Source organism: Ensifer sp. 2TAB8 (assembly GCF_052115125.1).
Lineage (GTDB): Bacteria > Pseudomonadota > Alphaproteobacteria > Rhizobiales > Rhizobiaceae > Ensifer.
On the sequence record NZ_JBFRGB010000019.1, the window covers coordinates 72,333 to 96,849 of the forward strand.

Below are 24,517 nucleotides of genomic sequence, written 5' to 3' on the forward strand. Positions count from 1 at the left end.
GAGATTTGCCATGCTCAAGACGACAGCTTCCAACGAACGCCCCGCCTCGCATCTCTTCTACCAATCGCGCCTGCGCCGTCCGCTGGTCGACCGGGCCGAAGGCATCTATCTCTTCGACCAGGACGGACGCCGGGTGATCGACGGCTCCAGCGGCGCTATGGTGGTCAATATCGGCCACGGCAACCGCAATGTGCTTGATGCGATGAAGCGCCAGATGGACCGCGTGACATTCGCCTATCGGCTGCATTTCGAGAACGAGCCTGCCGAAGACTTGGCGCGCCGTGCGGCAGAAAAATTGCCCGAGGGCATGGACAAGATCTTCTTTGTGTCCGGCGGCTCGGAAGCGGTTGAATCCTGCCTGAAGCTCGCGCGGCAATGGGCCGTCGCCACGGGCCAGAAGGATCGATGGAAAGTGATCTCCCGCTTTCCGTCCTATCACGGCGGTACGCTGGGCGCCTTGGCCGTGACAGGCTATGCAGCGCTTTCCGAACCCTTCTCGCCGATGATGCGCGAGATGCCAAAGGTTGCAGCGCCAACCGCCTATCTTGACCGGGATAACCTGACGATGGAGCAGCGCGGCATCAAATATGCCGACCTGCTGGAGGAGAAGATCCAGGCGGAAGGCCCGGAGAGCGTGCTGGCCTTCATCATGGAGCCGATCGGTGGCGCCTCCACCGGGGCGCTGGTGGCGCCAGACAGCTACTATCCGCGCATTCGCGAAATCTGCGACAAGTACGGCATCCTCTTGATCCATGACGAGGTGATGAGCGGCGCCGGCCGGACCGGAAAGTTCCTCGGCGGCGATCACTGGAACTGCCGCCCGGACCTGATCGCTTTGTCGAAGGGTTTTGCCTCCGGCTATTGCCCACTCGGCGCCATGGCGGCACCGTCACGGATCGTGCAGCCGGTGCTTGACGCAGGCGGTTTCCAGCATGGGTTCACCTATGCCGGCAATCCGCTCGCTTGCGCCGCCGGTCTTGCCGTTCTCGACGAGATCGATCGCCTCGGTCTGATCGACAATGCCGCTACCATGGGTGAGGCCTTGAAGGCGGAATTGGTGGCGCTTTCCAACCGCTTCCCCTTCATTGGCGACGTGCGCGGCAAGGGGCTGCTGCTCGCGGCCGAGTTCGTTTCCGACCGCGAAACCATGAAGCCGTTGCCGAAGGAGTTGAACGCGCATCAGCGCATGGTCGATCTCGCCTATGAGCGCGGCCTGATCATCTATTCCAGGCGCACGCGCGGCGGCGTCGAGGGCGATCACTTCCTCGTCTGCCCGCCGATGATCATCACGCGCGAACAGATCGGCGAGATCGTTGCCATCCTTGGCGACGTGCTCGAAGTCCTCGCCGAAGAACTCAATCTCCCCGTCAACCGCTGAGGGCTTGACCATGACGAAAGCCAGAACATCGCGCAAAGTGATCATCACCTGCGCGGTGACGGGATCGGTGCATACGCCGACCATGTCGCCCTACCTGCCTGTAACGCCCGACCAGATCGCCTCCGAAGCGATCGCAGCTGCCGAGGCCGGCGCGTCCATCCTGCATCTGCACGCACGGAACCCCGAGGACGGTCGGCCATCGGCGGATCCGGCATTGTTCATGCAGTTCCTGCCGCGCATCAAACAATCGACCGATGCCGTCGTGAACATCTCCACCGGCGGATCGTCGCTGATGGCGCTGGAAGATCGGCTCGCCGCCGCAATGCGCGCCGAACCGGAAATGTGCTCGCTGAACATGGGTTCGATGAATTTCGCCCTGTTTCCCGCACTCGACAAGCCGGCCGAATGGAAGCACGAGTGGGAGCCGCAGCTCCTTGAAGCGACGCGCAGCTCGATCTTCAAGAACACCTTCGCCGATATGGAGTTCATCCTGACGCGGCTCGGCCGGGGCTGTGGCACGCGCTTCGAGTTCGAGTGCTATGACGTCGGCCACCTCTATTCGCTGGCGCATTTCCGCGATCGGGGCCTGGTCTCCGGCCATCTCTTCATCCAGTTCGTCTTCGGCATTCTCGGCGGCATCGGTGCCGACCCTGAGAACCTGACGCATATGAAGCGCATCGCCGACAAGCTCTTCGGCGACGACTACTCGTTCTCGGTGCTTGCGGCCGGCCGTCATCAGATGCCGATGATCACCATGGCTGCCGCCATGGGCGGCAATGTGCGCGTCGGGCTCGAAGACAGTCTCTATAACGGTCGAGGCACGCTTGCGACCAGCAATGCCGAGCAGGTTCAGCGCATCCGCACCGTTCTCGACGCMTTGTCACTGGAAGTTGCAACCCCTAAGGAAGCACGCGCGCTTCTCGGCCTGAAGGGCGCAGATCAGGTGGCATTCTGAGACCGGCGGCATAGCATGCTTGGACTTAAGCCTTCGCCTGCCGGCAGTGAAAGGGAAAACTGTGACGACGAAGCAGAGTTTAACATCCGATATTCGAATTCGCGCAGGCGAACCGGAGGATGCAGGCAGCATACATAGTGCGATCCTGGCCATGGGGCGCGGTCTTGATATGGCGGACAAGGTCACCTGCACGGTTGATGACTTCAGCCGTTTCGGTTTCGGTCCGAATGCCGCCTTCCACAGCCTGATCGCCGAGGCGGGTGGAGACCTTGCTGGTCTTTGCCTGTTCTTCCCGATCTTTTCCACCTGGCGCGGGCGTCCGGGCGTCTTCGTACAGGACCTCTATGTTGAGGGTCGTTTCCGGGGTCTCGGGGTCGGCGAAGCCCTGCTTCGCGAAGTTGCCGCATGGTCGAGCGCGCGGGGCGGAGACTACCTCCGGCTGGAGGTGGACGTGGATAACCTGCCGGCGCAACGGCTTTACGAGCGGATCGGCATTACCTGGCAGGCGAAGGACCGCGCCCATGCCGCCTATGATGAAGCCTTCGCGGCCCTCGCAGGCGGCCCGAAAATTTGAAGACGAAGGAGCTGGAGAGAGCATGAAAGCCTTCTACGCACTGGAACAGAAGCGACATAATCCGAAGGCTTTTCTTTCGAGCGGTGCGCCGCAGCCGAACCCGGAGCAACCCGAGCGCGTCGAGCGGCTTTTGAACGGCGCGCGCGCTGCGGGCTGCGAGATCCTGCGGCCACGCGATCACGGGCTCGCCCCGATCGCCGCGGTGCATACGCCCGAATACCTCGAATTCCTCGAAAATATCTATGCCCGCTGGCAGCGTATCCCCGATGCCTCTGAGGAGGTTATTCCGAATATCCATCCGCTAGCGCGCGATGGTCGTTATCCGGCGTCAGCCGTCGGGCAGGCCGGTTATCACATGGCTGATACCGCATGCCCGATCTCCGGGGAAACCTGGGACAGCGTGCGCTGGAGCGCCTGGAGCGCGGTTGACGCTGCCGATGCCGTGATGGCGGGAGAGCGGGCGGCCTATGCGCTTTGCCGCCCACCGGGCCATCACGCCTTTGCCGACGTTGCCGGCGGCTTCTGCTTCGTCAACAATTCGGCCGTCGCGGCACAACGTTTCCTTTCGAACGCGGCCCGCGTGGTCATCCTCGATGTCGACCTGCACCACGGCAATGGCACGCAAGGCATCTTCTATCAGCGGGCCGATGTACTGACGGTCTCGATCCACGCCGATCCGGTGCGGTTCTACCCGTTCTTCTGGGGGCATGCGGACGAGCGCGGCGAAGGGGCAGGTCTCGGCTACAACTTCAACCTCCCGCTCGAACGTAAATCGGGCGACGGCGAATTCCTGGCCGCTCTCGACGTTGCCTTCCGTCGCATTCGTGCCTATGCGCCGGACGCACTCGTCGTCGCTCTCGGCCTCGATGCCTTCGAAGGTGATCCCTTCGGCGGTCTTTCCGTATCGACGCCCGGTTTTGCCCGGATCGGCGAGGCGATCTCCGGCCTCGGCATCCCGACAGCAATCGTGCAGGAAGGTGGCTACCTCTGTGACGCGCTCTCGGACAATCTGACGGCATTCCTCTCGGGTTTCGGTGCCGCTGCCGCTCGGTAACCGTTAGAATCCGGCCACCGTTTGACAAAGGCGCGGACGTGTAGCCGCGCTCGCAACTTTTTCAGGCGACTGATGGGCAGGCGCAATTAGGTGTTCCGCGTGGGCAGATAGCCCTAACCACTTGTCTTTTCGGGAAATTCCCAATCACCCGACGGTGTCTCGATACACCGTCGGGTGATTTGGTTTGGGATATTGTTTGGACGAGATTCGCGCATTGATTGTCTTTGTACCTGCCATTCTTGGCTCTGGGCGTCCGGAAAATGCCCCGTATTTTTGGGCTGTATTCCACATTAAACATTTATGCATACAAAATTGTCGACAAAATAGTTGACATTGTCGCCAACAGCTTCAAATCTAGGGCGGCTTGCTCACGGGGTGGGCGAGGGCGCCGTTCTGTGGCGACTGACGAGAAAACAGAGGGAACGACATGAAACTGAGAAAGCATCTCCTCGCGGGGTTGGCATTTGCCATGCTCGCATCCTCCGCATCTGCGGAAACGCTGCGCTGGGGAAGCCCGCGGGATATCTTCTCGCTCGACCCCTATTCCTACGGCAGCACCTCGAACCTGGCCTTCCTCAACCACGTCTATGAGGGCCTGACCCGCTACACGCCCGAGTTCAAGGTCGAGCCCGCGCTCGCCACCAGCTGGGAGATGGTTTCCGAGAAGGTCTGGCGCTTCCATCTGCGCAAGGGCGTGAAGTTCCACAACGGCGCCGATTTCAACGCTGACGACGTCGTCGCCTCCATGGCCCGCGTCAGCCACCCGACGTCGCCGCTGCGCGGCAATATTCCGGCCTATGTCTCGACCACCAAGGTCGACGACTACACCGTCGATATCGAAGTGAATTCGCCGAACCCGCTCTTCCTCAATGACATGACCAACATCTTCATGTTCGACAAGGACTGGCTGGTCGACAACAAGTCCGAGCTGCCGACCGACGTCGGCGCCAAGGTCGAAGGCTTTGCCACCTACAACACCAACGGTACCGGCCCGTTCAAGGTTGAATCCCGCGTTCCCGACAGCAAGACCGTGCTGATCAAGAACGACGGCTGGTGGGATACGCCGAAGCACAATCTCGACCGTATCGAATTCATGCCGATCACCTCGGCAGCAACCCGCGTTGCGGCGCTGCTTTCGGGCGAAATCGATCTCACGGACGGCGCCCCGGTACAGGACCTGGAACGCCTGAAGAGCTCGCCGGAGATCAAGGTCATCGAGCGCACCGACCTGCGCACGGTCCATATGGTCTTCAACCGTCACGAGACCTTCGCCGACGGTCGTGAGAACATCTTCAACAACATCAAGGTGCGCCAGGCAATCGATCACGCGATCGACCGCCAGCTCATCTTCAAGCGCGTGATGCGCGGCAAGTCCCATGTCGCCGGCACCATGGTCGCACCGGAAATCCCGGGCTACAGCGCCGAGCTCGACGTGCCGACGAGCTACGACCCGGAACTCTCCAAGAAGCTGCTCGAAGAAGCAGGCGCCGTCGGCAAGGAGTTCACGCTCGTCTGCATGAACGACGAAAGCGTCAACGAAGAGGACGTCTGCAGCGCGCTGGTCTCGATGCTGTCGCGCGTCGGCCTCAAGCCGACCCTCGACATCGGCCCGCGTGCCGTCCAGGCGCCGAAGCGCGCAAGCGGCAAGTCCGACGCCTACATGATCGGCTGGGCCAACGAGCCGACGCTCGATGCCTATTCGATCCTGGTTCAGGTGCTTTCGACCCGCGAAGGTGCGGCGGGCGTCGCCAACTATGGCGGCTGGTCCTATCCGGAACTGGACGCGATGGTGAAGAAGGCCGCGGTCGAGATGGACCACGACAAGCGTCTGGCGATCGAAACCGAAGCGCTGAAGTTCGCCAAGGACGAGGTCATCATGATCCCGCTGCACCAGCAGCCGATGGCCTGGGCAATGTCCAAGAACGTGACCGACGTGACCATCCGCGCCGACAACAAGCCGCGCCACTGGCTGACCCGTATCGGCGATTGAGTTTCCTTGCCCCGGCGGAGTGTGCTTCGCCGGGGCTCCTCATTCTGCGAGAAACCCAATGATTGTCTTTCTCATCAAGCGGCTGGCCAATGCCGTGCTGGTCATGCTCGCCGTTGCGCTGCTCGCATTTCTGATCTTCCGCTTTGCCGGAGATCCGGTCGAGCTGATGGCAAACGAGCAGATGTCGCAGGCCGACAGGATCGAGCTGCGCGAAAAGCTCGGGCTCAATGACTCCTTCCTGACCCAGTTTGGCCGGTTCGTCGGCAACGCTGCCCAGGGCGATTTCGGTATCAGCTACCGCAACGGCCAGGACGTCATGAAGCTTATTGCTGAGCGATTCCCGGCGACGATGGAGCTTGCGCTCGTCGCAACCGTCCTGTCGCTACTGATCGGCATTCCGCTTGGCGTTCTAACCGCGATCCATCGAGGGCGATGGTACTCGGAAGGGCTCCAATTCGTCAGTATCATCGGCGTCTCGTTGCCGAGCTTCGTCGTCGGCATCCTTTTGATCCTCGTCTTTGCCGTGACGCTTGGCCTCGTGCCCGCCTTCGGGCGCGGCGATGTGGTGCAACTCGGCTGGTGGAGCACTGGCCTCTTGACGCCATCCGGCCGGGCATCGCTGCTTCTGCCGTCTCTCGCGCTTGCGCTCTACCAGATCACCCTGGTCATGCGGCTCGTTCGCGCCGAGATGATGGAAGTGCTTCGGTCCGATTTCGTCAAGTTCGCCCGCGCCCGCGGCGTACCGCGCTGGCGGATCTATTTCCGTCACGCGCTCAGGAACTGTCTGATGCCTGTCGTCACCATGACCGCAATGAACTTCGGTTCGTTGATCGCTTTCGCATTGATCACCGAAACCGTGTTCCAGTGGCCGGGCATGGGCATGCTCTTCATCCAGGCGGTAACCTTCCTCGATATGCCTGTCATGGCTGGTTATCTCTGCATCGTCTCCTTCATCTTCGTCACGCTCAATACGCTCGTCGATATCGCCTATGCGGTCATCGATCCGCGGCTGCGCGACGCTACCCGTTGAGGTCGCTGCCATGACAGATCACGTCCAGCAATCCACACCGCCACGCCGGCCGTCGCGGCTTGCCCGCTGGCGCCAGAGCGACCTCTGGTGGTCCTTCACCCATAAGCCTTCGGCAATCATCGGTGCGGCCATCCTCACTTTCCTGATCGTGACCGCGTTTTCCGCTCCGCTGATTGCGCCGCAGAACCCCTTCGATCCGGCTCAGCTCGAACTCTGGAATTCCGAGTTGCCGCCGATCTGGGAGGCAGACGGCCAGTGGCCCTATGTGCTCGGTACCGACACGCAGGGCCGCGACATGCTCTCGGCCATCCTCTACGGCTCGCGCATCTCGATCCTGATCGGCGTCGCGTCGGTCGTGCTGTCGCTCGCCGTCGGTCTTAGCCTCGGTCTCGTCGCCGGCTATTTCGGCCGCTTCATCGACAACGTGCTGATGCGCATCGGTGACGTCCTTCTGTCGATCCCGACGATCCTGATCGCGATCCTCGTCAGCGCCGTCGCACGCCAGATGCTGCCGCCGGAACTGAGGGACGTTGGCTCGGCCGCGGTCCTGGTACTGGCGATCACGCTCAGTGCCTGGGTGCAATATGCCCGTACCGTCCGCGCCCAGACGATCGTCGAGCGCGGCAAGGAATATGTTCAGGCCGCACGCCTTCTGAAGACGCCGGCACGGCGGATCATGCTGAAGCACATCCTGCCGAACACGCTGACGCCGATCATGGTCGCCGCGACCTTGAATTTCGGCATGGCGATCCTGACCGAGGCGACGCTCTCCTTCCTCGGCATCGGCATGCCGCCGAGCCAGCCGAGCCTCGGAACGCTGATCCGCCTCGGCAACCAGTTCCTGTTTTCTGGCGTATGGTGGGTCGTGCTCTTCCCTGTCGTCCAGCTTTGCCTTCTCGTGGTCTCGGTCAACCTGCTCGGTGACTGGCTGCGCGATGCGCTCAATCCGAAATTGAGGTGAATGATGTCCAATCTTCTGATCCGTAACGTCAGGCCCAACGCCGGCGAAGCGACCGACATCCTCGTTCGCGAGGGCAAGATCGCCGCCTTTGGCAAGGGGCTCGCAGCCGAAGGCGTCGCGACCGAAGAAGGCAACGGTCACATCGTGATCTCCGGTCTCGTCGAAGCCCATACCCATCTCGACAAATCGGTCTGGGGCATGCCCTGGCATGTCAATGCCAAGTCCGCGACGCTGCGCGAACGCATCGACTTCGAACGCGAGCAGCGGCTCGAAATCGGCATCGACCCGCATCGCCAGTCCATGCGCCAGGCGATCATGCTCGCTGCCAACGGTGCAAGCCACATCCGCAGCCACGTCGACATCGATACCACCCATGGCCTGCGGCTGATGGAAGGCATCATGGAGACCCGCAAGGTCCTCGAAGGCATCATCGACATCGAGATCGTTGCCTTCCCGCAGTCGGGTCTCGTCACCCGCCCGGGTACGATCGAACTCCTCGACAAAGCTCTGAGCAATGGCGCCGAAGTCCTTGGTGGCATTGACCCTTGTGGCATCGACCGAGACCCGAAGGGACACCTCGATGCGATCTTCGGCCTTGCCGACAAACATGCCAAGCCGATCGACATTCACCTGCACGAGCAGGGCGAACTCGGCGCCTTCAGCATGGAGATGATGTTCGAGCGCATCCGCGCGCTCGGCATGCAGGGCAAGGTGGCGATCAGCCACGCCTTCGCACTCGGAGCCCCGGATTATCTGCGGGTCGCCGGCCTGATCGAACAGATCGCCGAGCTCGATATCCGCATCATCACGACCGGTTCACCGTCCTCGACCGTGCCGCAGATCCTTCGGTTGAAGGAGGCAGGCGTCAAGGTGGCGGCTGGCTGCGACGGCATTCGCGACACCTGGGGTCCGTGGGGACAACCCGACATGATGGATCGTGCCCGCATCCTCGGCATGAAGAACGGCCTGCGCCGTGACGTCGACCTCGAGCATGCGCTCCATGTCTGCTCGAAGGGCGGCGCCGAGGTCATGGACATCAAGGGGTACGGTCTTGAGGTCGGCTGCGACGCAGATTTCACCCTGCTTACCGGCGAGACGCTGGCGCATGCCGTCGTCGACGTCGCGCCGCGGCCGCTGGTCGTCAAGCGCGGACGAATCGTCGCCCGCAACGGCGTTTCGGAGGTAGCCATCCCGTGAGCAGCATCAAGGATTTGACACTCGGCCACCGTGCCGAGGGACGCACGCTTCTGACCGCGCAATGGGTGCTCGGTCACCGTGACGGCTCCCATCGGCTTATCCCGAACGGCGAGGTGGTGATCGAAGGCGGCACGCTGCTCTATGTCGGACCGCACTTCGAGGGCGAGGTGGCCCGGCGGATCGATCTTGGAGCGGCGATGATCAGCCCCGGGCTGATCGATCTCGATGCGCTCTCCGATCTCGACACGACGATCCTCTCGATCGACCATCAGCCCGGCTGGGCCAAGGGTCGCGTCTGGCCGCGTTCCTACATTGAGCGCGGCCCCTATGAGATGTACACGCAGGAGGAACTGGCGTTCCAGAAGCGCTTTGCCTTCGCCCAGCTTCTCCTGAACGGCATCACCACGGCCGCTCCGATCGCCTCGCTCTTTTATCGCGAGTGGGGCGAGACCGTCGCGGAATTCGCCGCGGCTTCGGATGCGGCTGGCGATCTGGGCTTGCGCGTCTATCTGAGCCCGGCCTATCGCGCCGGCGGCATGATGGTCACAGCGCCTGGCCAGCTCGAAGCGATCTTCGACGAGGCAAGGGGCCTCAAGGGCCTCGATGATGCCATCGGCTTCATCCGCGAGCACGAAGGGCGTCACGGCGGTCTGGTCAAGGGCCTGCTGGCTCCGGATCGGGTGGAAACGTGTACCGAGAAGCTTCTGGTCCGTACGGCAGACGCGGCGCGTGATCTTGATTGCCCGATCCGCCTGCATGCGGCGCAGGGCACCATGGAAGTCGATACCGTTCGCCGCCTGCACAACAAGACGGCGCCGGAGTGGCTGGCCAGCCTCGGTTTCTTAAGCGACCGGCTGATTGCGCCGCATGCGACCCAGGCGACCGACAACGATCTGCGGCTCTATGCGGAAAACGGCGTCAGCATCGTTCACTGCCCGCTGGTTTCGGCCCGCGGCGGCAGCACGCTGAACTCGTTCCGCTCCGTCAAGGCTCGCGGCGTCAACATTGCCATGGGTACGGATACGACGCCTCCGGACATGCTGATGAACCTGCTGGTCGGGTTGATCACTTGTCGCGTTGTGGAGGGTGATGCGTCCGCTGTCAGCTGTGCCGATCTTTTCGACGCCGCGACGCTTGGCGGCGCCAAGGCGCTCGGCCGGTCGGACCTCGGTCGCCTGGAAGCAGGTGCCCGCGCCGACATCGCCGTCTTCGACCTCATGGACCACCACATGGCACCGGCAATCGATCCGATCACCACGCTGGTGGTCGGTGGTTCCGGACGCGTCACCAAGGCTGTCTTCGTCGATGGCCGGCTGTCGATGCGTGATGGCGAGGTTGCAGGTTTCGACATGAACGAGGCGCGCGCAAAGGCGCAGGTGCAGTTCGATGGCCTGATCGCCAAGTATCCGGAAAGAAGCTTCGGCCATCCGCCGGTCAGCGAGATCTTCCCGCCGAGTTATCCTCTGGAGGTGCAGCGATGACGGAACACCACTCATCGGCCGTGCTTGACGTGCGCGGCCTCTGCGTCGAATTCCCCGGGCGCCATGGAACGGTGCAGGCGCTTTCGGACGTCTCCCTCAGCATCCGCCCAGGCGAAATCCTCGGCGTCGTTGGCGAATCCGGTGCCGGAAAGTCGATGACCGGCCTTGCGGTCCAGGGTCTGCTGGAGCCGCCCGGCCGTGTCTCCGGCGGCGAAGTCTGGCTCTCCGGACGGCGTATCGACCAACTCGACGACACCCAGATGCAGCAGGTGCGTGGCCGGCAGATCGGCGCGATCTTTCAGGATCCGTTGACCTCGCTGAACCCGCTCTTTACCATCGGCGCGCAGCTCGTCGAAACGATCCGTCTTCACCTGAAGCTCCCCAAGGCCGATGCGAAGGCCCGCGCGATCCAGCTCCTGAAGGAAGTCGGTATCCCGGCTCCCGAGGCGCGCTACGATCACTATCCGCATCAGTTCTCCGGCGGCATGCGTCAGCGCGTCGTCATCGCCTTGGCGCTCGCCGCCGAGCCGAAGCTGATCATTGCGGACGAACCGACGACCGCCCTCGACGTCTCGATCCAGGCGCAGATCACCTCGCTGTTGCGTCGTCTCTGCGACGACCATGGAACTGCGGTCATGCTGGTCACACACGACATGGGCGTTATCGCAGAGACCGCCGACCGTGTCGCCGTGATGTATGCCGGACGACTGGTCGAGATCGGCCCGGTCGACGACGTGCTGAAGAACGCGCGCCACCCCTATACCCGCGGCCTGATGGGCTCGATCCCGGCTCTCGGCCGTCGTGTCGAGCGGCTGAACCAGATCGACGGTTCGATGCCGCGTCTCAACGCGATCCCCACCGGCTGCGCCTTCAACCCGCGCTGCCCGGAGGCGGGTCCGCGCTGCCGCAAGGATCGTCCCGAACCGGCTTCGGTCGGCACCGGCGTCGCCGCTTGCTGGCTCAATGCAGGAGGAGTTCTATGAGTGATGCCCTGACGGTCAACGACCTGACCTGCAATTTCGATGTTTCCGCGCCCTGGCTCAACCGGGTGATCGAGCGCAAGCCGCAGCAGTTCGTGCGGGCGGTCGACGACATCAGCTTCACCGTGCCAATGGGCGGCTGCCTCAGCCTCGTCGGCGAATCCGGTTGCGGCAAGTCGACGGTGGCGCGGCTCGTCACCGGTCTCTACCGGCCGACGGAAGGCGAGGTGCGGTTTGCGCCGGGCAGGGACGGGCGACCGCTTTCGGCCCAGATGATCTTTCAGGATCCCTATGCCAGCCTCAATCCACGCTGGCGCGTTCGCAACATCATCGCCGAGCCGCTGCGCGAGCTGAAGCTGCGCAATTCGGAAGCCGAGATCATGGAACGTGTCGGTGAGTTGCTGACCATCGTCGGTCTCGCGCCCTCGGATGGCGCGAAGTTCCCACACGAATTCTCGGGCGGACAGCGCCAGCGCATCTCGATTGCACGCGCTCTTGCCGGCGAACCGGAATTCCTCGTCTGCGACGAGCCGACCTCGGCACTCGACGTGTCGGTCCAGGCACAGATCCTGAACCTCATGCGCAAGCTGCAGGACGAGATGGGGCTGACCTATCTCTTCATCAGCCACGACATGAGCGTGGTGCGCCACATGTCGGACCGTATCGCGGTAATGTATCTCGGACGGATCGTCGAAGAGGCGGACACCGAAACGCTGTTCGCCAATCCGCGGCACCCCTATACGCAGCTGCTGCTGGAGACGATTCCGGACATCACCCATCCCAAGCGCGGACGCAGCATTGCTGCGAGTGAGGTGCCAAGTCCGCTCAATCCGCCGTCCGGCTGCACGTTCCATCCACGCTGCCCCTTCGCTGACCAGCGCTGCAAGAGCGAGCGGCCGGAAATGCGCAGTTTCGCCGATGGCTCGCGAGCCGCCTGCCACCGCATCGAAGAGACGGTGAAGGCGATCCACGCGGCCTGAGATAATTTAGTTCCCTGAAGCCTTGGGCTCCGTGTCGTGCCAGTCGCGGAGCCTCTTTTTTCGCGGTTCAAGCGAGCCGCTTTGCGAACCAATGTATTTCGCATTCCCGTCGTCAGGTGAATGCTACGGTGCTAACCGGAATTCAACGAAATCGGCCCATGACCATTTCCGGGCTTCGACACTCACGTTAGGGTGGGGCCGCAGGCCAGACCGGACTCGCAGCGAGGTTTGGCTGGGATCGAATGCGTTGATTTGAAGAGTTGGCTTATGAACACGACCTCCGATACCGATTTCCCCGTCCTCAATGCCGTTGAAGCCCGCGTTCTCGGATGCCTGATCGAGAAGAAGGAAACGACGCCTGACGTCTATCCGCTGACGCTCAACTCTGCCCATGCGGCGGCCAACCAGAAGACGGCACGCGACCCCGTCATGGCGGTCGAGCAGGTAGATGTTCATCGCGCGCTCTCTTCGCTGTCGCAGAAAGGACTGGTGCGCCAGGCGTTTGCATCGCGCGTCGAGCGCTACGAACACCTGGTCGCCAACCGCTTCTCACTGACATCGCCGCAGATCGCCATGCTGGGCCTCCTGCTTCTTCGTGGCCCGCAGACTGCCTACGAGCTCTGGGCGCGCAGCGAGCGCATGGCGCGTTTCGCCTCGATCGAGGATCTGAAGGACAATATCGACCTGATGATGGGCCGCAGGCCGCCACTGATCGTTCAATTGAACCGGGGAGCAGGTCAGCGCGAGGACCGTTTTGCGCACCTGCTGTGCGGCGAAGTCGAGCAGCCGACGGCCGAAAGGGTGGCGGTATCTTCGGCGCCGAGCGGCTCGGCGCTATCTGCCCTCGAAGAACGACTGGAAGCACTCGAGCAGAAGGTGGCGACACTGCAGGAGCAGCTTGACGCCTTGTTGCGCTGAAACAGCTATCCCGTGTCAGTGAGATCCACCGGACGGGTCGCCGCCCGGTGGTCGTGACGGCCGAGATTTAACCGGCCACGTCAACCAGCCTGCAGGCCGGGCTTTCCTTGACGCGAGGATAATCATAGGCGCCGACCTTCGAGGTGGCATAGCCGCCACCGACCAGAGCTTCGGCCAGCTTCACCGCAGCGGTCACGCCGTCGATAACGGGCATCCCTGTGCGCGCTTTCAGGCGGTCGCAGAGTTCGGACATTCCCGCACAGCCGAGGATGATTGCTTCAGCGCCGTCTTCCTGCCGCGCCTTGAGGATCTCCTGTACCAGCATTTCCTCTGTGTGGACGAGATCTTCCTCCAATGCCAGCACAGGCATGTCAACCGAGCGGACCTTGCGGCAGCGATGGCCGGCACCATAGGCCTCGGCGAGGTCCTCGATGATCGGCACCGAGCGGGGCAGGGTCGTGATGATCGTAAACCGGGTGGCTATGTTCATCGCCACTTGCACTGCCGCCTGACAGATGCCGATCACCGGACCGCGGGCGATTTCACGCGCGGCGCCAAGACCGGGATCGTCGAAGCAGGCGATAACGTAGGCGTCGACGCCGCGCTGCTCACCCTTGCGTATTTCGGCAAGCATGGCCGGCACGGCCATGGCTTCATCGGCGTGGCCTTCAATGCTGGCTGGGCTTGACGTTGGGTTAACAGACTCCAGTTGGGTCTGGGGTGCTGCAACACGCTCGGCGCTTCGATGCGCCTGTTCGGTCATGGAGCGGGTGGAATTCGGGTTGATGAGCAGGAGGCGCATGGATCAGCTCGATTTCCGAAGAGCAGCAAGGAGGGGGGCGGCCGCCGTGTCAGGCGTCAGCATTGCGGACCGCTTGGCGAGAGCGCCGGGGCCGCCGCATTCGGCCGTCGTCCGGTGAAATCCGGCAGCAGGCGATAAATAGTCCTGGGCCGGCAGTTCAGTGAAATCAAAGTCCATCGGGGCTCTCAAGTGGCGCCGCGCCTGGGTCTCAAGCCCCGTCGCGCGGTCGTGTTTAAGCAGTTGCCATTGCACATCAAGTTGCGGTACACAATATTGTCTACAATTTTGTAGTCAATATCTAACTGCAGCGGGTGGAATTGACTTTGAGCGCCGCACGGCGAGAGTAAGTGAACGGCTAAGGGAGATTTCATGTACAACGCGGACGAAGCCGCCGGTGCTCCGACGGCGATCATTTGCGAGAAGATCTGGCTTGCGATTGCAGAACGGCGGCTAAGGCCGGGAACGCGATTGAAGGAAGAGCAACTTGCCGAAATATTCTCCGTCAGCAGGGCCCGGATCCGGCAGGCACTGACTGCGCTCGAGCGCGACGGCCTGGTGACGATCATGCCGAACCGCGGCGCCTTTGTCTCCGAGCCCTCCGTGGATGAGGCGCGCGATGTCTTCGTTGCCCGCCGGGCCATCGAGCAGCGCGTGGTCGAACGCCTCTGCGAACGCGCCAACCCCAAGGATATCGTGCGGCTGCGCGCACATATCGAGGAAGAGCGCATCGCAGGTCGGTCCGGCAATCTCTCTGATATCGTTCGGCTTTCCGGTGGTTTCCACCTGTTGCTCGCCGAACTCTCGGGCTCGGCCTTCCTCTTCGGCATCCTGCGCGACCTCGTTTCCCGCACATCCTTGATCACCGCTATGTATCGCTCGAACCACCTGCACAACTGCGGACCGGACGAACATCTGGCTGTGGTCGAGCACGTCGCGTCGCGCGATGCCGCAAGTGCGATCAAGGAAATGGCCGAACACCTGAACCACGTGGAAGCAGAACTGGACTTGGACGAGGAAAAGGACCAGCCCCGCGATCTGCGCACTGCCTTGCTTTGACGCCCGGCGCCCGACCCATTGCACCGCTCTTTAGAGGAGGCGGTGCCTGCCAGCAGACTGAAGGAAGATATGACCAACCGTAGTTACTATGCGCCCCATGGCGGCAACCCGCCGCAAACCCAACTCCTTTCGGATCGCGCGGTCTTTACCGAAGCCTACGCGGTGATTCCCAAGGGGACGATGATGGACATCGTCACCAGCTATCTGCCGTTCTGGGACAAGACCCGGCTGTGGATATTGTCCCGTCCGCTCTCCGGTTTTGCTGAAACATTTTCACAATATATCATGGAAGTCGCTCCGGGCGGCGGTAGCGAGCGGCCGGAACTCGACGCGGGCGCCGAGGGCGCGATCTTCGTCGTCGAGGGCGAACTGACCGTCACGCTCGACGGCAAGGCGCACAAGATGCAGCCGGGCGGGTTCGCCTTCATTCCGCCGGCCAGCAATTGGACCGTTCGCAACGGAAGCGAAGCGCCGGTTCGTTTCCATTGGGTGCGCAAGGCCTATGAGCAGGTTGACGGCTTGCCGGTGCCGGAAGCCTTCTTTGCCAACGAAGCCGAGATCACCCCGTCGCCGATGCCCGGCACCGACGGCAAGTGGGCGACGACCCGCTTCGTTGATCCGGCCGATCTGCGCCACGACATGCACATCACCATCGTGACGTTCGAGCCTGGCGCGATCATCCCCTTTGCCGAAACCCACGTCATGGAGCACGGCCTCTATGTGCTGGAAGGCAAGGCGGTCTATCGGCTCAATCAGGATTGGGTCGAAGTCGAGGCCGGTGACTACATGTGGCTGCGCGCCTTCTGCCCGCAGGCCTGCTACGCCGGTGGCCCGGGCAGGTTCCGCTACCTGCTCTACAAGGACGTGAACCGCCACATGAAGCTGAAGGCGCGTTAAGGCGATCGACGCCGGGTAAAGCAAAACCGCGCATTCACAGAATGCGCGGTTTTCTGATTCCATTACATTTTACGCCGGTCCGAGCCGTGCGTTCGAGACATTGCCGCGACCGCGCGGACACGATCGCTTGCTTCAATCCACCAGTTGCGGATCAGCTGGCTGGAGGCTCCTTGGCTGCAACCGCCGCAGCGTATTGCCGGCCGGGTTCTTGTCGAGATGCAGCACGCGCGTGAAGAAGTCGTTGCCACGCTCGGTCCTTCCAATATTGACGATCGTGACGCCTTTGAGTTCCTCGTCCATGAACTTCAGGACGCGCTGATAGGCATCGTCCTCCAGCGTGTCGAGCGCCTCGTCGATGATCAGCCACCGCGGCTTGTGCAGGCTGAGCCGGGCGATGGCCAGAAGCCGTTGCTCCGCCTCGCTGAGGTTCATCTGCTTGCGCGCATCCTGGTCGAGCCGGCCGCTCAGCCGACCAAGTCCGACCTTCGAGAGCACGCCTGCGAGCTCGCCCTTGCCGTAGGTATCTGCAGCACCGGGATAGGCKAGTACGTCGCCAAGGGTCCCGGGTGGGAAGTAAGGTGACTTCGGGACGAAGGCGAGGCCATCATCCACCGGCAGTGCGATACGGCCATGGCCCCAGGGCCAAAGTCCGGCGATCGCCCGGAAGAATGGCGCCTTCTCCACCTCGGGAGCACCGGTAACGAGCACCCGTTCGCCCGGATCGATCGTAACGCTTTGCTCCCGAAGCTTGATGCAGCCGGTCGGTGAGACGATCTCGACATTGTCGAAGCTCATCTGCGGCGTTTCCGACGTCTTGAAGTCGATACGCTTGTCGCCCTCATGCCTTTCGTCGGTCATCAGCAATGCCGAACGGAAGGCGGCAACACGCAGCAGCGTGGCGCGCCAGTCGGCGATCGCGCCAATGTTGTCGACGAACCAGCGCAAGGATGCATGCACCTGGTTGAAGGCGCCGACTGCCATCATCAGCCCGCCGAAGCTTAAGTCTCCCGAGAAATAGACCGGTGCGGCGATGACGATCGGGGCGACGACGGTGATCCAGCCATAGCCCCCGGTTACCCAGGTCAGTCTCGTCACGGCGCGCAAGAGGCCGTAGCTGATCTCAAGTACTGATGCAAGGTCGCGCTGTAAGCGCTTCTTTTCATTTGCTTCACCCGACGAGAGGGATACTGCCTCGATATGTTCGCTGACGCGCATGAGCGAGAACCGCAGCGCCGCCTCGCGGGCATAGTGCTCTCCGTTGAGCGCCACCAGCGGCCGGCCGACGAGCCAGCTGAGCCAGGAGGCCGTGCCCGCGTAGAGAATGGCAGCCCAGACCATGTAGCCGGGTATGGCGAAGGCGTAGTCCGCGACATGGAAGACGAAACCGTCGGAAAGTGACCACAGCACGCCGATGAAGCTCACCAGCAGAATGCCCGATTGGAAAAGGCCGATCGAAAGGCCTGCGGAGAGATCGGTCAGATGGCGCGCATCCTCATGGATGCGTTGATCCGGGTTGATGCCGATCGCGCCGGCATTCGCCAACCGAAATGCACGCGAGGGGCGCATCCATTCGTTGATGAGATCTTCGGTCAGCCCTTCTCGCAGACGCAGCTTTATCACCTGTCCGAGCCAGGTTTGCAGAACGTTGAGGACGAGAAGCACGCCTGCGATCTGGGCGAAAACGACAAGCTGATGCAAAAAGGCTGGCAGGTCGCGGCGCTCGAGCGTGTCGTAGAATGGCTTGTACCATTGATTGAGGATGATTTGGCCGAAGGCTGTCACCACAATGACAACGACGATGCTTATGGTCAGCCAAATGATCTTGTTGCGTAGCGGCGAGGCCATAAAGGCCCGATGCATCATCCGCAATTGATCACCGAGGGATTGTTCGTCGCTGGGTTCTATCCGGCCGTTATTTTTGCCGTTGGTCCGGTTCGACATCGGTGCGAATCTCTCCTTCCCGGTCTCCTCAATTAGAATATAGCGTGCCTCGCCCCCTCACCCTAGAGCGGATTGTCTGAGATCACATGTAACCGCGGTCACAAAGCCCCGCTTGTCCCGGCGCAAAAGTGATTTGTAACGTTTGGCAGCGGGTCCATAGTTTCGCCAGACGAGGGCGAAAACGGCGCCATGGGAGGAACCTGCATGTCCGCGCATCTCGATCAAATCCGCGATCAGCAAAGAGAAACCTGGGATCGATTTTCCGCCGGCTGGAAGAAGTGGGACGCTCTCGTCCTCGGTTGGCTTGCCCCCTTCGGCCAGGCGATGATCCGCCAGGCAGCGATCAAGGACGGCGATCAGGTGCTTGACGTCGCCGCCGGAACGGGCGAGCCGGGACTGACCGTCGCCGCGTCGATCCCGAAAGGCCGCGTCACCGTCACCGATCTCTCGGAGCGCATGCTGCAGGTGGCGAACGAAAATGCCAGGAACCGGGGTCTGTCGAACTTTGAAACCAGGATCAGTGATGCCGGCGCGTTGCCTTTCTCCGACGCGACGTTCGATGCTGTCCTGTGCCGGTTCGGGTTCATGTTCTTCCCGGACGTGGCGGCAGCCACCGAGCAGCTGCGGCGGGTAGCGAAGCCGGGTGCGCGCGTCTGTGCCGCCGTTTGGGGGGCTCCTGACAAGAACGCCTGGGCAACGACGATCATGTCGACCATAGCGCGCCACGTCGAATTGCCGAAACCGCCGGCGGGAGCGCCCGGCTTGTTCCGTTGCGCGCCGGAAGGACTGATGACGGCTGTCTTTACCGACGCAGGGCTGCGCGACGTCCACGAGGAAGAGGTCACGACCACGATGGTGCACGACACGCCCGAAGACTATTGGGCCTTCATGACCGAAATCGCCGCGCCCGTGGTGGCGGGTCTGGGGCAGGCAGATGTAGCAACACGGGAGCGTATAAAGGTCGAGGTGCTGGGTCTTGCCCGACAGGCGAGCAGGGCGGGCAAAGTCGAACTGCGCTCCACCGCGACCATCGTCGCCGGTACGCGTTAGCCCTAAGGGCATACTTGTGGACTAAGCCTCGACGTCACCTGCAGCGGGCAAGGCCATTGGCCGGATCAGCGTGTGAATGCCGGATCGCGCGGCGTCGCTGCCTGACCACTTTTCCCGGCAGCGAGCATCCGGGCCATCTCAACGAACCCCGCCTCCCGTTGCGGATCCTTTCCTGCGGCATAGGCGAGTGGCGATGCCACGGAAATATCAGGCTCGATGCCGATCCCTTCGAGCCGCAGATCGTTGTCGATCACGGCGTCGGAAACCGCAAGTTCGAGCAGGCTGTCATCCGGGAGCACATAGGCGCGGCCTGCGAGAAGGGCACCTGCCGTCCGTTCGCCGACCAGCGGAATGGCGTTTTGCCTAAGTGCGTAGGCGAAAAGTTCCAGGCCGCTGCGCGTGCCCTTGTCTATCAACGCGATCACAGGCTTGCGCCACCGAAAGTTCGCGAGCGTTGCTTCGCCCTTTCGCGGAATCAGCCGGAACGAAGGCGTATCGCCAACGAAAAGCTCGGCTGCATCGGCCGGACCCCCACCCCAACGCCCGCGCAGATCAACGACGAGGCCTTCCGCATCCTTGAGCGCTCCGTTCGCCAGGGCGTCTGCGACGATATCGAGACCATGGCGCGTGGACAGTGTCCACATGCGCACGTAGCCGATCCTGTGGCCATCTCGTTCGCTCAGTGTCACGCTTTCGTCGATAGCCCGCTCGAACATCGGCAGCGGTCGCAATTGCTCCACCGGAATCCTGATCGAAATCGGTGCTGCGCCGCGCTCCCGTTGCAATCGGATATCGACACTGCTGCCGACCTTGCCATCGAACGAGCCGATCTCCCGATAGGGATCCCCATCGACAGCGAGGATCTCGTCTCCGACGAGCAGGCCGGCCTTCTTGGCAGGGGAACCATCATAGACGTCGACGACGAAACGGTGGCCGTCCTCGACGGTCGTCACCATGCCGATACCGGGATAGCGGACCTCGCCGTCCGGCGGAAATAGGCGGCATACATCGTCGCGGATCGCGAAACGGAAAATGTCGGAGAGCTCGAAATAGTCGATCGTATCGGGCTTGTAGCGCCCGGTATGCGATACCCTAAGGCTGGCGAGGACCGACGTGATTGCGCCGTCGACGTCGGCGACCGGGCTGGTCGGCGAGATTGGCGCATTCCCGGGACCCAATTTAGACCGAACCGCCGCGTTGAAGCGGTCGAGCGCCTTGCCGTCGTAAAAGTTCGCATTCACCAACTCGACGACACGGTCGAACACCGGCTGGCCGGAGCGCGGCAAGTCATCTGCGTGCGACACCGCCGATGCCGCTAGCAACAATGACAAGGACAGCGCCACAGCCGATAGTCCTGAGGGCATCGCCATCTCTCCCGATTTCCGAGGGGTCGATTATCGGCGAACTCTGCCCGCACCCGTGTTCACCTGTCTGCAAAATCGCGTGATCTGTGGGCAAAGGTCTCATTACCGGTGGCGCGCGGCCGGCTCGACATAGTCAGCGCGTGCCTTTCAGGTTCATGTCAGGTTTCGATGGCCCTCTAGCCGCCAAATCGGTCCCTGACGATTGGCGGGGCCCGAATGCCGGAAGTGCTTTGGAAGGACAAAGGAACCTGCATATGGCCAGCAAGGTACCGCACCTGCAGGTGCACGAGAACAACAACAGGCGAGATGAAGTTTTCGCGGCACCCGACCAGCCGGTCGGCGACTTCGCGTTCAATGCGACGGTTGCCGCCGTCTTCGACGACATGGTCAGCCGCTCGGTTCCCTACTACGGTGAGATCCAGCGCATGGCCTGCGAACTCGCCGGAGACTTCGCAGAACCGGGTAGCTGTCTCTACGACATCGGCTGTTCGACGGCGACGACACTGCTCGGCCTCGACACTATGGTTGATCCCTCTGTCCGCTTTGTCGGCATCGACAACGCTCCCGACATGATCGAGAAGGCGAGGGAGAAGATCGTCGAAGCCAACACCAACCGGTCGATAGACCTCAGGGTTGGCGACCTTCACCAGGGCATCGACATTCATGACGCAAGTGTCGTGATGATGCTGCTGACGTTGCAGTTCGTCCGTCCGCTCCATCGCGAGCGGATCATGCGCACGATCTATAATGGGCTCAATGAACGCGGCGCCCTGCTGCTGGTCGAAAAGCTCACCAGCGAAGACTCGACCTTCAACCGCCTGTTCATCGAGCACTACTACGACTACAAGCGCCGCAACGGCTACTCCGATATCGAGATCGCCAAGAAGCGCGAAGCTCTGGAGAACGTCCTCATCCCCTATCGTCTGGACGAGAACATGCAGTTGCTCAAGGAAGCCGGCTTCCGCAGTGTCGAGGTCTTTTTCCGCTGGTACAATTTCTGCGGCATCATCGCGGTCAAGTAGGAAATCCAGACCATGATCGCGATCGGCAATTTTCTCTTCCGCTTCCGGAACCAGCTGTTTCCGGCCATCATCATCGTTCTGTTTCTGCTGGCGCCGCCTCCAGCCCTTGTGCTGGATAACCCGGCACTCACGCTGCTCAAGGACCTCGCCGCCGTGCTGGTCATCCTGGCGGGGCTCGCCTTGCGCGCGACCGTGGTCGGCTACAAATACATTCAGCGCGGCGGCCTGAAGAAAAAGGTCTACGCCAAGGATCTGGTGACCGAAGGCATGTTCGGCGTCTGCCGCAACCCGCTCTACGTTGGAAACATGCTGCTCTATTCCGGCGTGTTCCTCCTGCACGGTAATCCGCTTCTGGTCGTCCTCGGTATCGGGCTCTTTGCCTTCATGTACCAGTGCATCGTCTATGCCGAAGAAGCCTTTCTCGACAGGACGTTCGGGGTCGCCTATCGGGAATACTGCCGCGACGTTCCGCGGTGGGCGTTGCGTTTGAGAAATTTCGCGCAGTCTACCGAGGGCATGAATTTCAACGTGAAGCGCGTCATCGGCAAGGACTATTCGACCGTCTCGGCGGCCCTGATCGCAATTCTTGCGACCGAAATGTACAAGTTCGCGAGCAATGCGCCCGTTGAACACAACACCGGTGCACTCACGGTGCTCGGCGTTTTGATGGCGCTTGTCGGTATCGCCACGGCGATCATCAGCTACAAAAAAAGGCGCGGTGCGTTTCGCGAACGCGCCGCTTCCTGACAATCCGCCAGCGCCATTATCCCACCGTCGCGGCCGCCCATGCGTCGGCCACGTCGTTGCCGCATCGTGATGCGCAACGCTCAGGGGCTTGACGCCCATCCCCCATCGAACATAGGCAAGGATGAACAAGTGTCCGGTGATATCTTGAGAGTCCTACTAGTCGAAGACGATCAGGTTCTGGGGGAGGCGCTACGCGATCATGTCGCGGCGGCTGGCCATGCAGTCGATTGGTTTACGCGTATAGTCGACGCTACGGCAGCGACGGAGACGGTCCTCTACGGCCTGATACTGCTTGACCTCCGGCTGCCTGATGGCTCGGGGCTGTCGCTGCTGCGTGCTCTTCGGAAGCGGGACGACGGCACGCCGGTCATCATCTTGACGGCGCACGACCAGATCTCCGATCGCATCGAAGGCTTGAACAGCGGCGCCGACGACTACCTGGTCAAGCCATTCGACCTCGGCGAGTTGAGTGCGCGCATGCTGGCCGTTTCCAGGCGCTATGTCGGCAATGCCACGCCGACGGTCAGACTTCCCGGCATCGAGATCGACCAGGTTCATCGCAAGGTGCTGGTCGAAGGGGAAAGCCAGAACCTCAGCGCGCGGGAGTGGGCCGTGCTCGACAAGCTCGTCGCCCATCCCGGCGCACTCGTGTCGAAAGAACAGTTGCACGACGCGCTCTACGCCTTTGGCGCTGAAATCGAGAGCAATACGGTCGAGGTCTATATCAGCCGCCTGCGCAAGAAGATCGGCTCCGACCGGATCGAGACCGTGCGGGGCCTCGGCTACAGCATCAGGTGACCGGATGTCGCGCGTCGCAAGCATGACCCGCAGGCTGACCATCGCGATCACGAGCGTCGTCGCGGTCTTCTGGTGCGTCGCGCTTGGTCTCGGCGTCTTTGTCATGCACGACGAGTTCACCGAGATCTTCGACAGCGGCGTCCAGGAGACCGCCGAGCGGCTGCTGCAAATCGTGGCCGATGACGTTGCTCGTGACCGTAACGACGGCAAGCCCGCCGTGGCCCTCATCGCGCCTGCGATGAACTCACAATATCTGACCTATCAGGTCCGCGATCGCGACGGCAGGGTTCTGCTCGAAGACGGAGCACCGGAGCCCTTCGCAGTTCCGCTCGAGGTCGGCTTCTCGCAGACAGACACGCACCGGATCTACACGGCCGGAGCAGCCGACGGCTCGCTCTTCGTCCAGGTGGCCGACGCTTTCGAGCACCGGACTGAAGCCCTCTTCGAGGGCGGCACGGCGCTTCTCCTGCCGTTGCTCGTGCTGATCCCAACAAGCATTCTCGCCATCATTCTTGTCGCGCGCCGCGCACTGGCGCCGGTCGAACAGTTGCGCGAAGAAATCCTCACCAAGGACAGCGGCAACCTGGCCCCGCTTGATGAGGGCGCGCTACCGAGAGAACTGCGCGCGATCGCCCGTTCGGTCAACCTTCTGCTGACGCGCCTCAAGGCGGCACTCGAAGCGGAACGCGAATTCACTTCCAACAGCGCCCATGAGCTGAGGACGCCGATCGCGGGTGCGCTGGCGCAAACACAGCGGCTGGCGAGCGAGGTGCCTCCCGCCTTTCGCCAGCGAACCAGCCAAATCGAGCGCGCACTGCTTCATCTGGGTCGACTGGCCGAAAAGCTGTTGCAGATGTCGCGGGCCGAAGCCGGGATCGCCATATCCGATGAAAGCACCGAACTATTGCCGGTTCTGGATCTCGTCCTTGAGGACATGGAACGCTCGGCACTTGGTGCCAGCCGCCTGAAGGTCCATGTCGCGGAAGGCGCCGATCTCGTCCGTCCGATCCCCGCCGATGCCTTTGCGATCGTGCTCCGCAATCTTCTGGAAAACGCCCTGATCCACAGCCCATCCGGCAGTCCGGTCAGGATCAACGTTGATGCTCGTGGTGTGGGTGTCACCAACGACAGTGCCATCATCGACGCGGAGACGCTGGCTGGCCTGACCAAGCGCTTCAGTCGTGGGCCGACGGAAGCTTCCGGCTCCGGTCTCGGCCTTGCAATCGTGCAGCGGTTGGTGGAACAGATGCATGGACGATTGCTGATCGCATCGCCCGCCCCGGGAACGGACCGGGGCTTTCACGTCGAGGTCCGCCTCTGAAGAGGTCAGCAGGGCGTCGCC

General features: G+C 62.2%; 22 protein-coding genes. 19 read left to right on the forward strand and 3 right to left on the reverse strand.

Annotated elements, in window-relative coordinates; translation table 11 throughout:
- Positions 1-10 precede the first annotated feature (10 nt).
- From AB4Z53_RS25830 to AB4Z53_RS25885, 12 genes are all read left to right on the forward strand, one after another.
- Positions 11-1,378, forward strand: a complete 1,368-nt coding sequence (locus tag AB4Z53_RS25830; protein WP_441598422.1) for an aminotransferase family protein — start codon at positions 11-13, stop codon at positions 1,376-1,378.
- 10 nt (positions 1,379-1,388) lie between these two features.
- Positions 1,389-2,333: a 3-keto-5-aminohexanoate cleavage protein gene (locus AB4Z53_RS25835; RefSeq protein WP_113540649.1), complete on the forward strand. Its 945-nt coding sequence runs from the start codon at positions 1,389-1,391 to the stop codon at positions 2,331-2,333.
- Between the two features lie 169 nt (positions 2,334-2,502).
- Positions 2,503-2,907: a GNAT family N-acetyltransferase gene (locus AB4Z53_RS25840; protein WP_441598425.1), complete on the forward strand. Its 405-nt coding sequence runs from the start codon at positions 2,503-2,505 to the stop codon at positions 2,905-2,907.
- 22 nt (positions 2,908-2,929) lie between these two features.
- The gene (locus AB4Z53_RS25845; RefSeq protein ID WP_441598427.1) at positions 2,930-3,961 is read left to right on the forward strand and encodes a histone deacetylase family protein; all 1,032 of its coding nucleotides are present in this window, start codon (positions 2,930-2,932) and stop codon (positions 3,959-3,961) included.
- Positions 3,962-4,388: 427 nt separating this feature from the next.
- Positions 4,389-5,951, forward strand: a complete 1,563-nt coding sequence (locus tag AB4Z53_RS25850; protein ID WP_113540652.1) for an ABC transporter substrate-binding protein — start codon at positions 4,389-4,391, stop codon at positions 5,949-5,951.
- A gap of 58 nt (positions 5,952-6,009) precedes the next feature.
- Positions 6,010-6,981 carry an ABC transporter permease gene (locus AB4Z53_RS25855; RefSeq protein WP_113540653.1) on the forward strand — a complete coding sequence of 324 codons (972 nt, stop codon included), beginning with the start codon at positions 6,010-6,012 and terminating at the stop codon, positions 6,979-6,981.
- Positions 6,982-6,991: 10 nt separating this feature from the next.
- Positions 6,992-7,942 carry an ABC transporter permease gene (locus tag AB4Z53_RS25860; RefSeq protein ID WP_441598429.1) on the forward strand — a complete coding sequence of 317 codons (951 nt, stop codon included), beginning with the start codon at positions 6,992-6,994 and terminating at the stop codon, positions 7,940-7,942.
- 3 nt (positions 7,943-7,945) lie between these two features.
- Positions 7,946-9,139, forward strand: coding sequence for an amidohydrolase family protein (locus AB4Z53_RS25865; protein WP_441598431.1), 1,194 nt, complete (start codon positions 7,946-7,948; stop codon positions 9,137-9,139).
- Complete coding sequence (locus AB4Z53_RS25870; protein WP_441598433.1) at positions 9,136-10,620, forward strand: amidohydrolase family protein; 1,485 nt, start codon at positions 9,136-9,138, stop codon at positions 10,618-10,620. The genes AB4Z53_RS25865 and AB4Z53_RS25870 overlap by 4 nt, the downstream gene beginning before the upstream one ends.
- Positions 10,617-11,603: an ABC transporter ATP-binding protein gene (locus tag AB4Z53_RS25875; protein ID WP_441598435.1), complete on the forward strand. Its 987-nt coding sequence runs from the start codon at positions 10,617-10,619 to the stop codon at positions 11,601-11,603. The genes AB4Z53_RS25870 and AB4Z53_RS25875 overlap by 4 nt, the downstream gene beginning before the upstream one ends.
- A complete protein-coding gene (locus tag AB4Z53_RS25880; RefSeq protein WP_441598437.1) occupies positions 11,600-12,580 on the forward strand; it encodes an ABC transporter ATP-binding protein in 981 nt (326 codons plus the stop codon). The genes AB4Z53_RS25875 and AB4Z53_RS25880 overlap by 4 nt, the downstream gene beginning before the upstream one ends.
- Positions 12,581-12,847: 267 nt before the next feature.
- Positions 12,848-13,498, forward strand: a complete 651-nt coding sequence (locus AB4Z53_RS25885; protein ID WP_441598438.1) for a YceH family protein — start codon at positions 12,848-12,850, stop codon at positions 13,496-13,498.
- Between the two features lie 67 nt (positions 13,499-13,565).
- On the opposite strand, the gene AB4Z53_RS25890 is transcribed toward AB4Z53_RS25885, so the two are convergent.
- Complete coding sequence (locus tag AB4Z53_RS25890) at positions 13,566-14,300, reverse strand: aspartate/glutamate racemase family protein (RefSeq protein ID WP_441598440.1); 735 nt, start codon at positions 14,298-14,300, stop codon at positions 13,566-13,568.
- Between the two features lie 369 nt (positions 14,301-14,669).
- On the opposite strand from AB4Z53_RS25890, the gene AB4Z53_RS25895 reads away from it, so the two are divergent.
- Together AB4Z53_RS25895 and AB4Z53_RS25900 are read left to right on the forward strand one after the other, a co-directional pair.
- On the forward strand, positions 14,670-15,356 hold the full coding sequence (locus tag AB4Z53_RS25895) for a GntR family transcriptional regulator (protein ID WP_113540660.1): 687 nt from the start codon (positions 14,670-14,672) through the stop codon (positions 15,354-15,356).
- A gap of 69 nt (positions 15,357-15,425) precedes the next feature.
- A complete protein-coding gene (locus tag AB4Z53_RS25900) occupies positions 15,426-16,253 on the forward strand; it encodes a bifunctional allantoicase/(S)-ureidoglycine aminohydrolase (protein ID WP_441598442.1) in 828 nt (275 codons plus the stop codon).
- A 132-nt stretch (positions 16,254-16,385) separates the two neighbouring features.
- Here the strand turns inward: AB4Z53_RS25900 and AB4Z53_RS25905 are convergent, their stop codons facing one another.
- Entirely contained in the window at positions 16,386-18,194 is a 1,809-nt protein-coding gene (locus tag AB4Z53_RS25905; RefSeq protein ID WP_291150347.1) for an ABC transporter ATP-binding protein/permease, read from the reverse strand.
- Positions 18,195-18,398: 204 nt separating this feature from the next.
- On the opposite strand from AB4Z53_RS25905, the gene AB4Z53_RS25910 reads away from it, so the two are divergent.
- On the forward strand, positions 18,399-19,244 hold the full coding sequence (locus AB4Z53_RS25910; protein WP_441598445.1) for a class I SAM-dependent methyltransferase: 846 nt from the start codon (positions 18,399-18,401) through the stop codon (positions 19,242-19,244).
- A gap of 65 nt (positions 19,245-19,309) precedes the next feature.
- Here AB4Z53_RS25910 and AB4Z53_RS25915 read toward each other — a convergent pair whose 3' ends face one another.
- On the reverse strand, positions 19,310-20,608 hold the full coding sequence (locus AB4Z53_RS25915; protein WP_441598447.1) for a S41 family peptidase: 1,299 nt from the start codon (positions 20,606-20,608) through the stop codon (positions 19,310-19,312).
- Between the two features lie 254 nt (positions 20,609-20,862).
- Here AB4Z53_RS25915 and cmoA point away from each other — a divergent pair, with 254 nt between their 5' ends.
- The 4 genes from cmoA (at position 20,863) to AB4Z53_RS25935 (ending at position 24,496) form a co-directional block, all read left to right on the forward strand.
- Positions 20,863-21,630, forward strand: coding sequence for a carboxy-S-adenosyl-L-methionine synthase CmoA (gene cmoA / locus AB4Z53_RS25920; protein WP_113540664.1), 768 nt, complete (start codon positions 20,863-20,865; stop codon positions 21,628-21,630).
- Positions 21,631-21,642: 12 nt separating this feature from the next.
- A complete protein-coding gene (locus AB4Z53_RS25925) occupies positions 21,643-22,377 on the forward strand; it encodes a methyltransferase family protein (protein WP_441598448.1) in 735 nt (244 codons plus the stop codon).
- Positions 22,378-22,521: 144 nt separating this feature from the next.
- Positions 22,522-23,175: a response regulator transcription factor gene (locus AB4Z53_RS25930; protein ID WP_113540682.1), complete on the forward strand. Its 654-nt coding sequence runs from the start codon at positions 22,522-22,524 to the stop codon at positions 23,173-23,175.
- 4 nt (positions 23,176-23,179) lie between these two features.
- Complete coding sequence (locus AB4Z53_RS25935) at positions 23,180-24,496, forward strand: ATP-binding protein (protein ID WP_113540666.1); 1,317 nt, start codon at positions 23,180-23,182, stop codon at positions 24,494-24,496.
- The last annotated feature ends 21 nt before the right edge of the window (positions 24,497-24,517 follow it).

Bases quoted from the DNA above. Each gene is read 5' to 3' on its own strand.
- AB4Z53_RS25900 (WP_441598442.1), top strand. From the start codon at position 15,426: ATGACCAACCGTAGTTACTATGCGCCCCATGGCGGCAACCCGCCGCAA.
- AB4Z53_RS25850 (WP_113540652.1), top strand. From the start codon at position 4,389: ATGAAACTGAGAAAGCATCTCCTCGCGGGGTTGGCATTTGCCATGCTC.
- AB4Z53_RS25855 (WP_113540653.1), top strand. From the start codon at position 6,010: ATGATTGTCTTTCTCATCAAGCGGCTGGCCAATGCCGTGCTGGTCATG.
- AB4Z53_RS25895 (WP_113540660.1), top strand. From the start codon at position 14,670: ATGTACAACGCGGACGAAGCCGCCGGTGCTCCGACGGCGATCATTTGC.
- AB4Z53_RS25845 (WP_441598427.1), top strand. From the start codon at position 2,930: ATGAAAGCCTTCTACGCACTGGAACAGAAGCGACATAATCCGAAGGCT.
- AB4Z53_RS25890 (WP_441598440.1), bottom strand. From the start codon at position 14,300: ATGCGCCTCCTGCTCATCAACCCGAATTCCACCCGCTCCATGACCGAA.
- AB4Z53_RS25885 (WP_441598438.1), top strand. From the start codon at position 12,848: ATGAACACGACCTCCGATACCGATTTCCCCGTCCTCAATGCCGTTGAA.
- AB4Z53_RS25830 (WP_441598422.1), top strand. From the start codon at position 11: ATGCTCAAGACGACAGCTTCCAACGAACGCCCCGCCTCGCATCTCTTC.
- AB4Z53_RS25880 (WP_441598437.1), top strand. From the start codon at position 11,600: ATGAGTGATGCCCTGACGGTCAACGACCTGACCTGCAATTTCGATGTT.
- AB4Z53_RS25910 (WP_441598445.1), top strand. From the start codon at position 18,399: ATGTCCGCGCATCTCGATCAAATCCGCGATCAGCAAAGAGAAACCTGG.
- cmoA (WP_113540664.1), top strand. From the start codon at position 20,863: ATGGCCAGCAAGGTACCGCACCTGCAGGTGCACGAGAACAACAACAGG.
- AB4Z53_RS25925 (WP_441598448.1), top strand. From the start codon at position 21,643: ATGATCGCGATCGGCAATTTTCTCTTCCGCTTCCGGAACCAGCTGTTT.
- AB4Z53_RS25875 (WP_441598435.1), top strand. From the start codon at position 10,617: ATGACGGAACACCACTCATCGGCCGTGCTTGACGTGCGCGGCCTCTGC.
- AB4Z53_RS25860 (WP_441598429.1), top strand. From the start codon at position 6,992: ATGACAGATCACGTCCAGCAATCCACACCGCCACGCCGGCCGTCGCGG.
- AB4Z53_RS25840 (WP_441598425.1), top strand. From the start codon at position 2,503: ATGGCGGACAAGGTCACCTGCACGGTTGATGACTTCAGCCGTTTCGGT.
- AB4Z53_RS25865 (WP_441598431.1), top strand. From the start codon at position 7,946: ATGTCCAATCTTCTGATCCGTAACGTCAGGCCCAACGCCGGCGAAGCG.
- AB4Z53_RS25935 (WP_113540666.1), top strand. From the start codon at position 23,180: ATGTCGCGCGTCGCAAGCATGACCCGCAGGCTGACCATCGCGATCACG.
- AB4Z53_RS25915 (WP_441598447.1), bottom strand. From the start codon at position 20,608: ATGCCCTCAGGACTATCGGCTGTGGCGCTGTCCTTGTCATTGTTGCTA.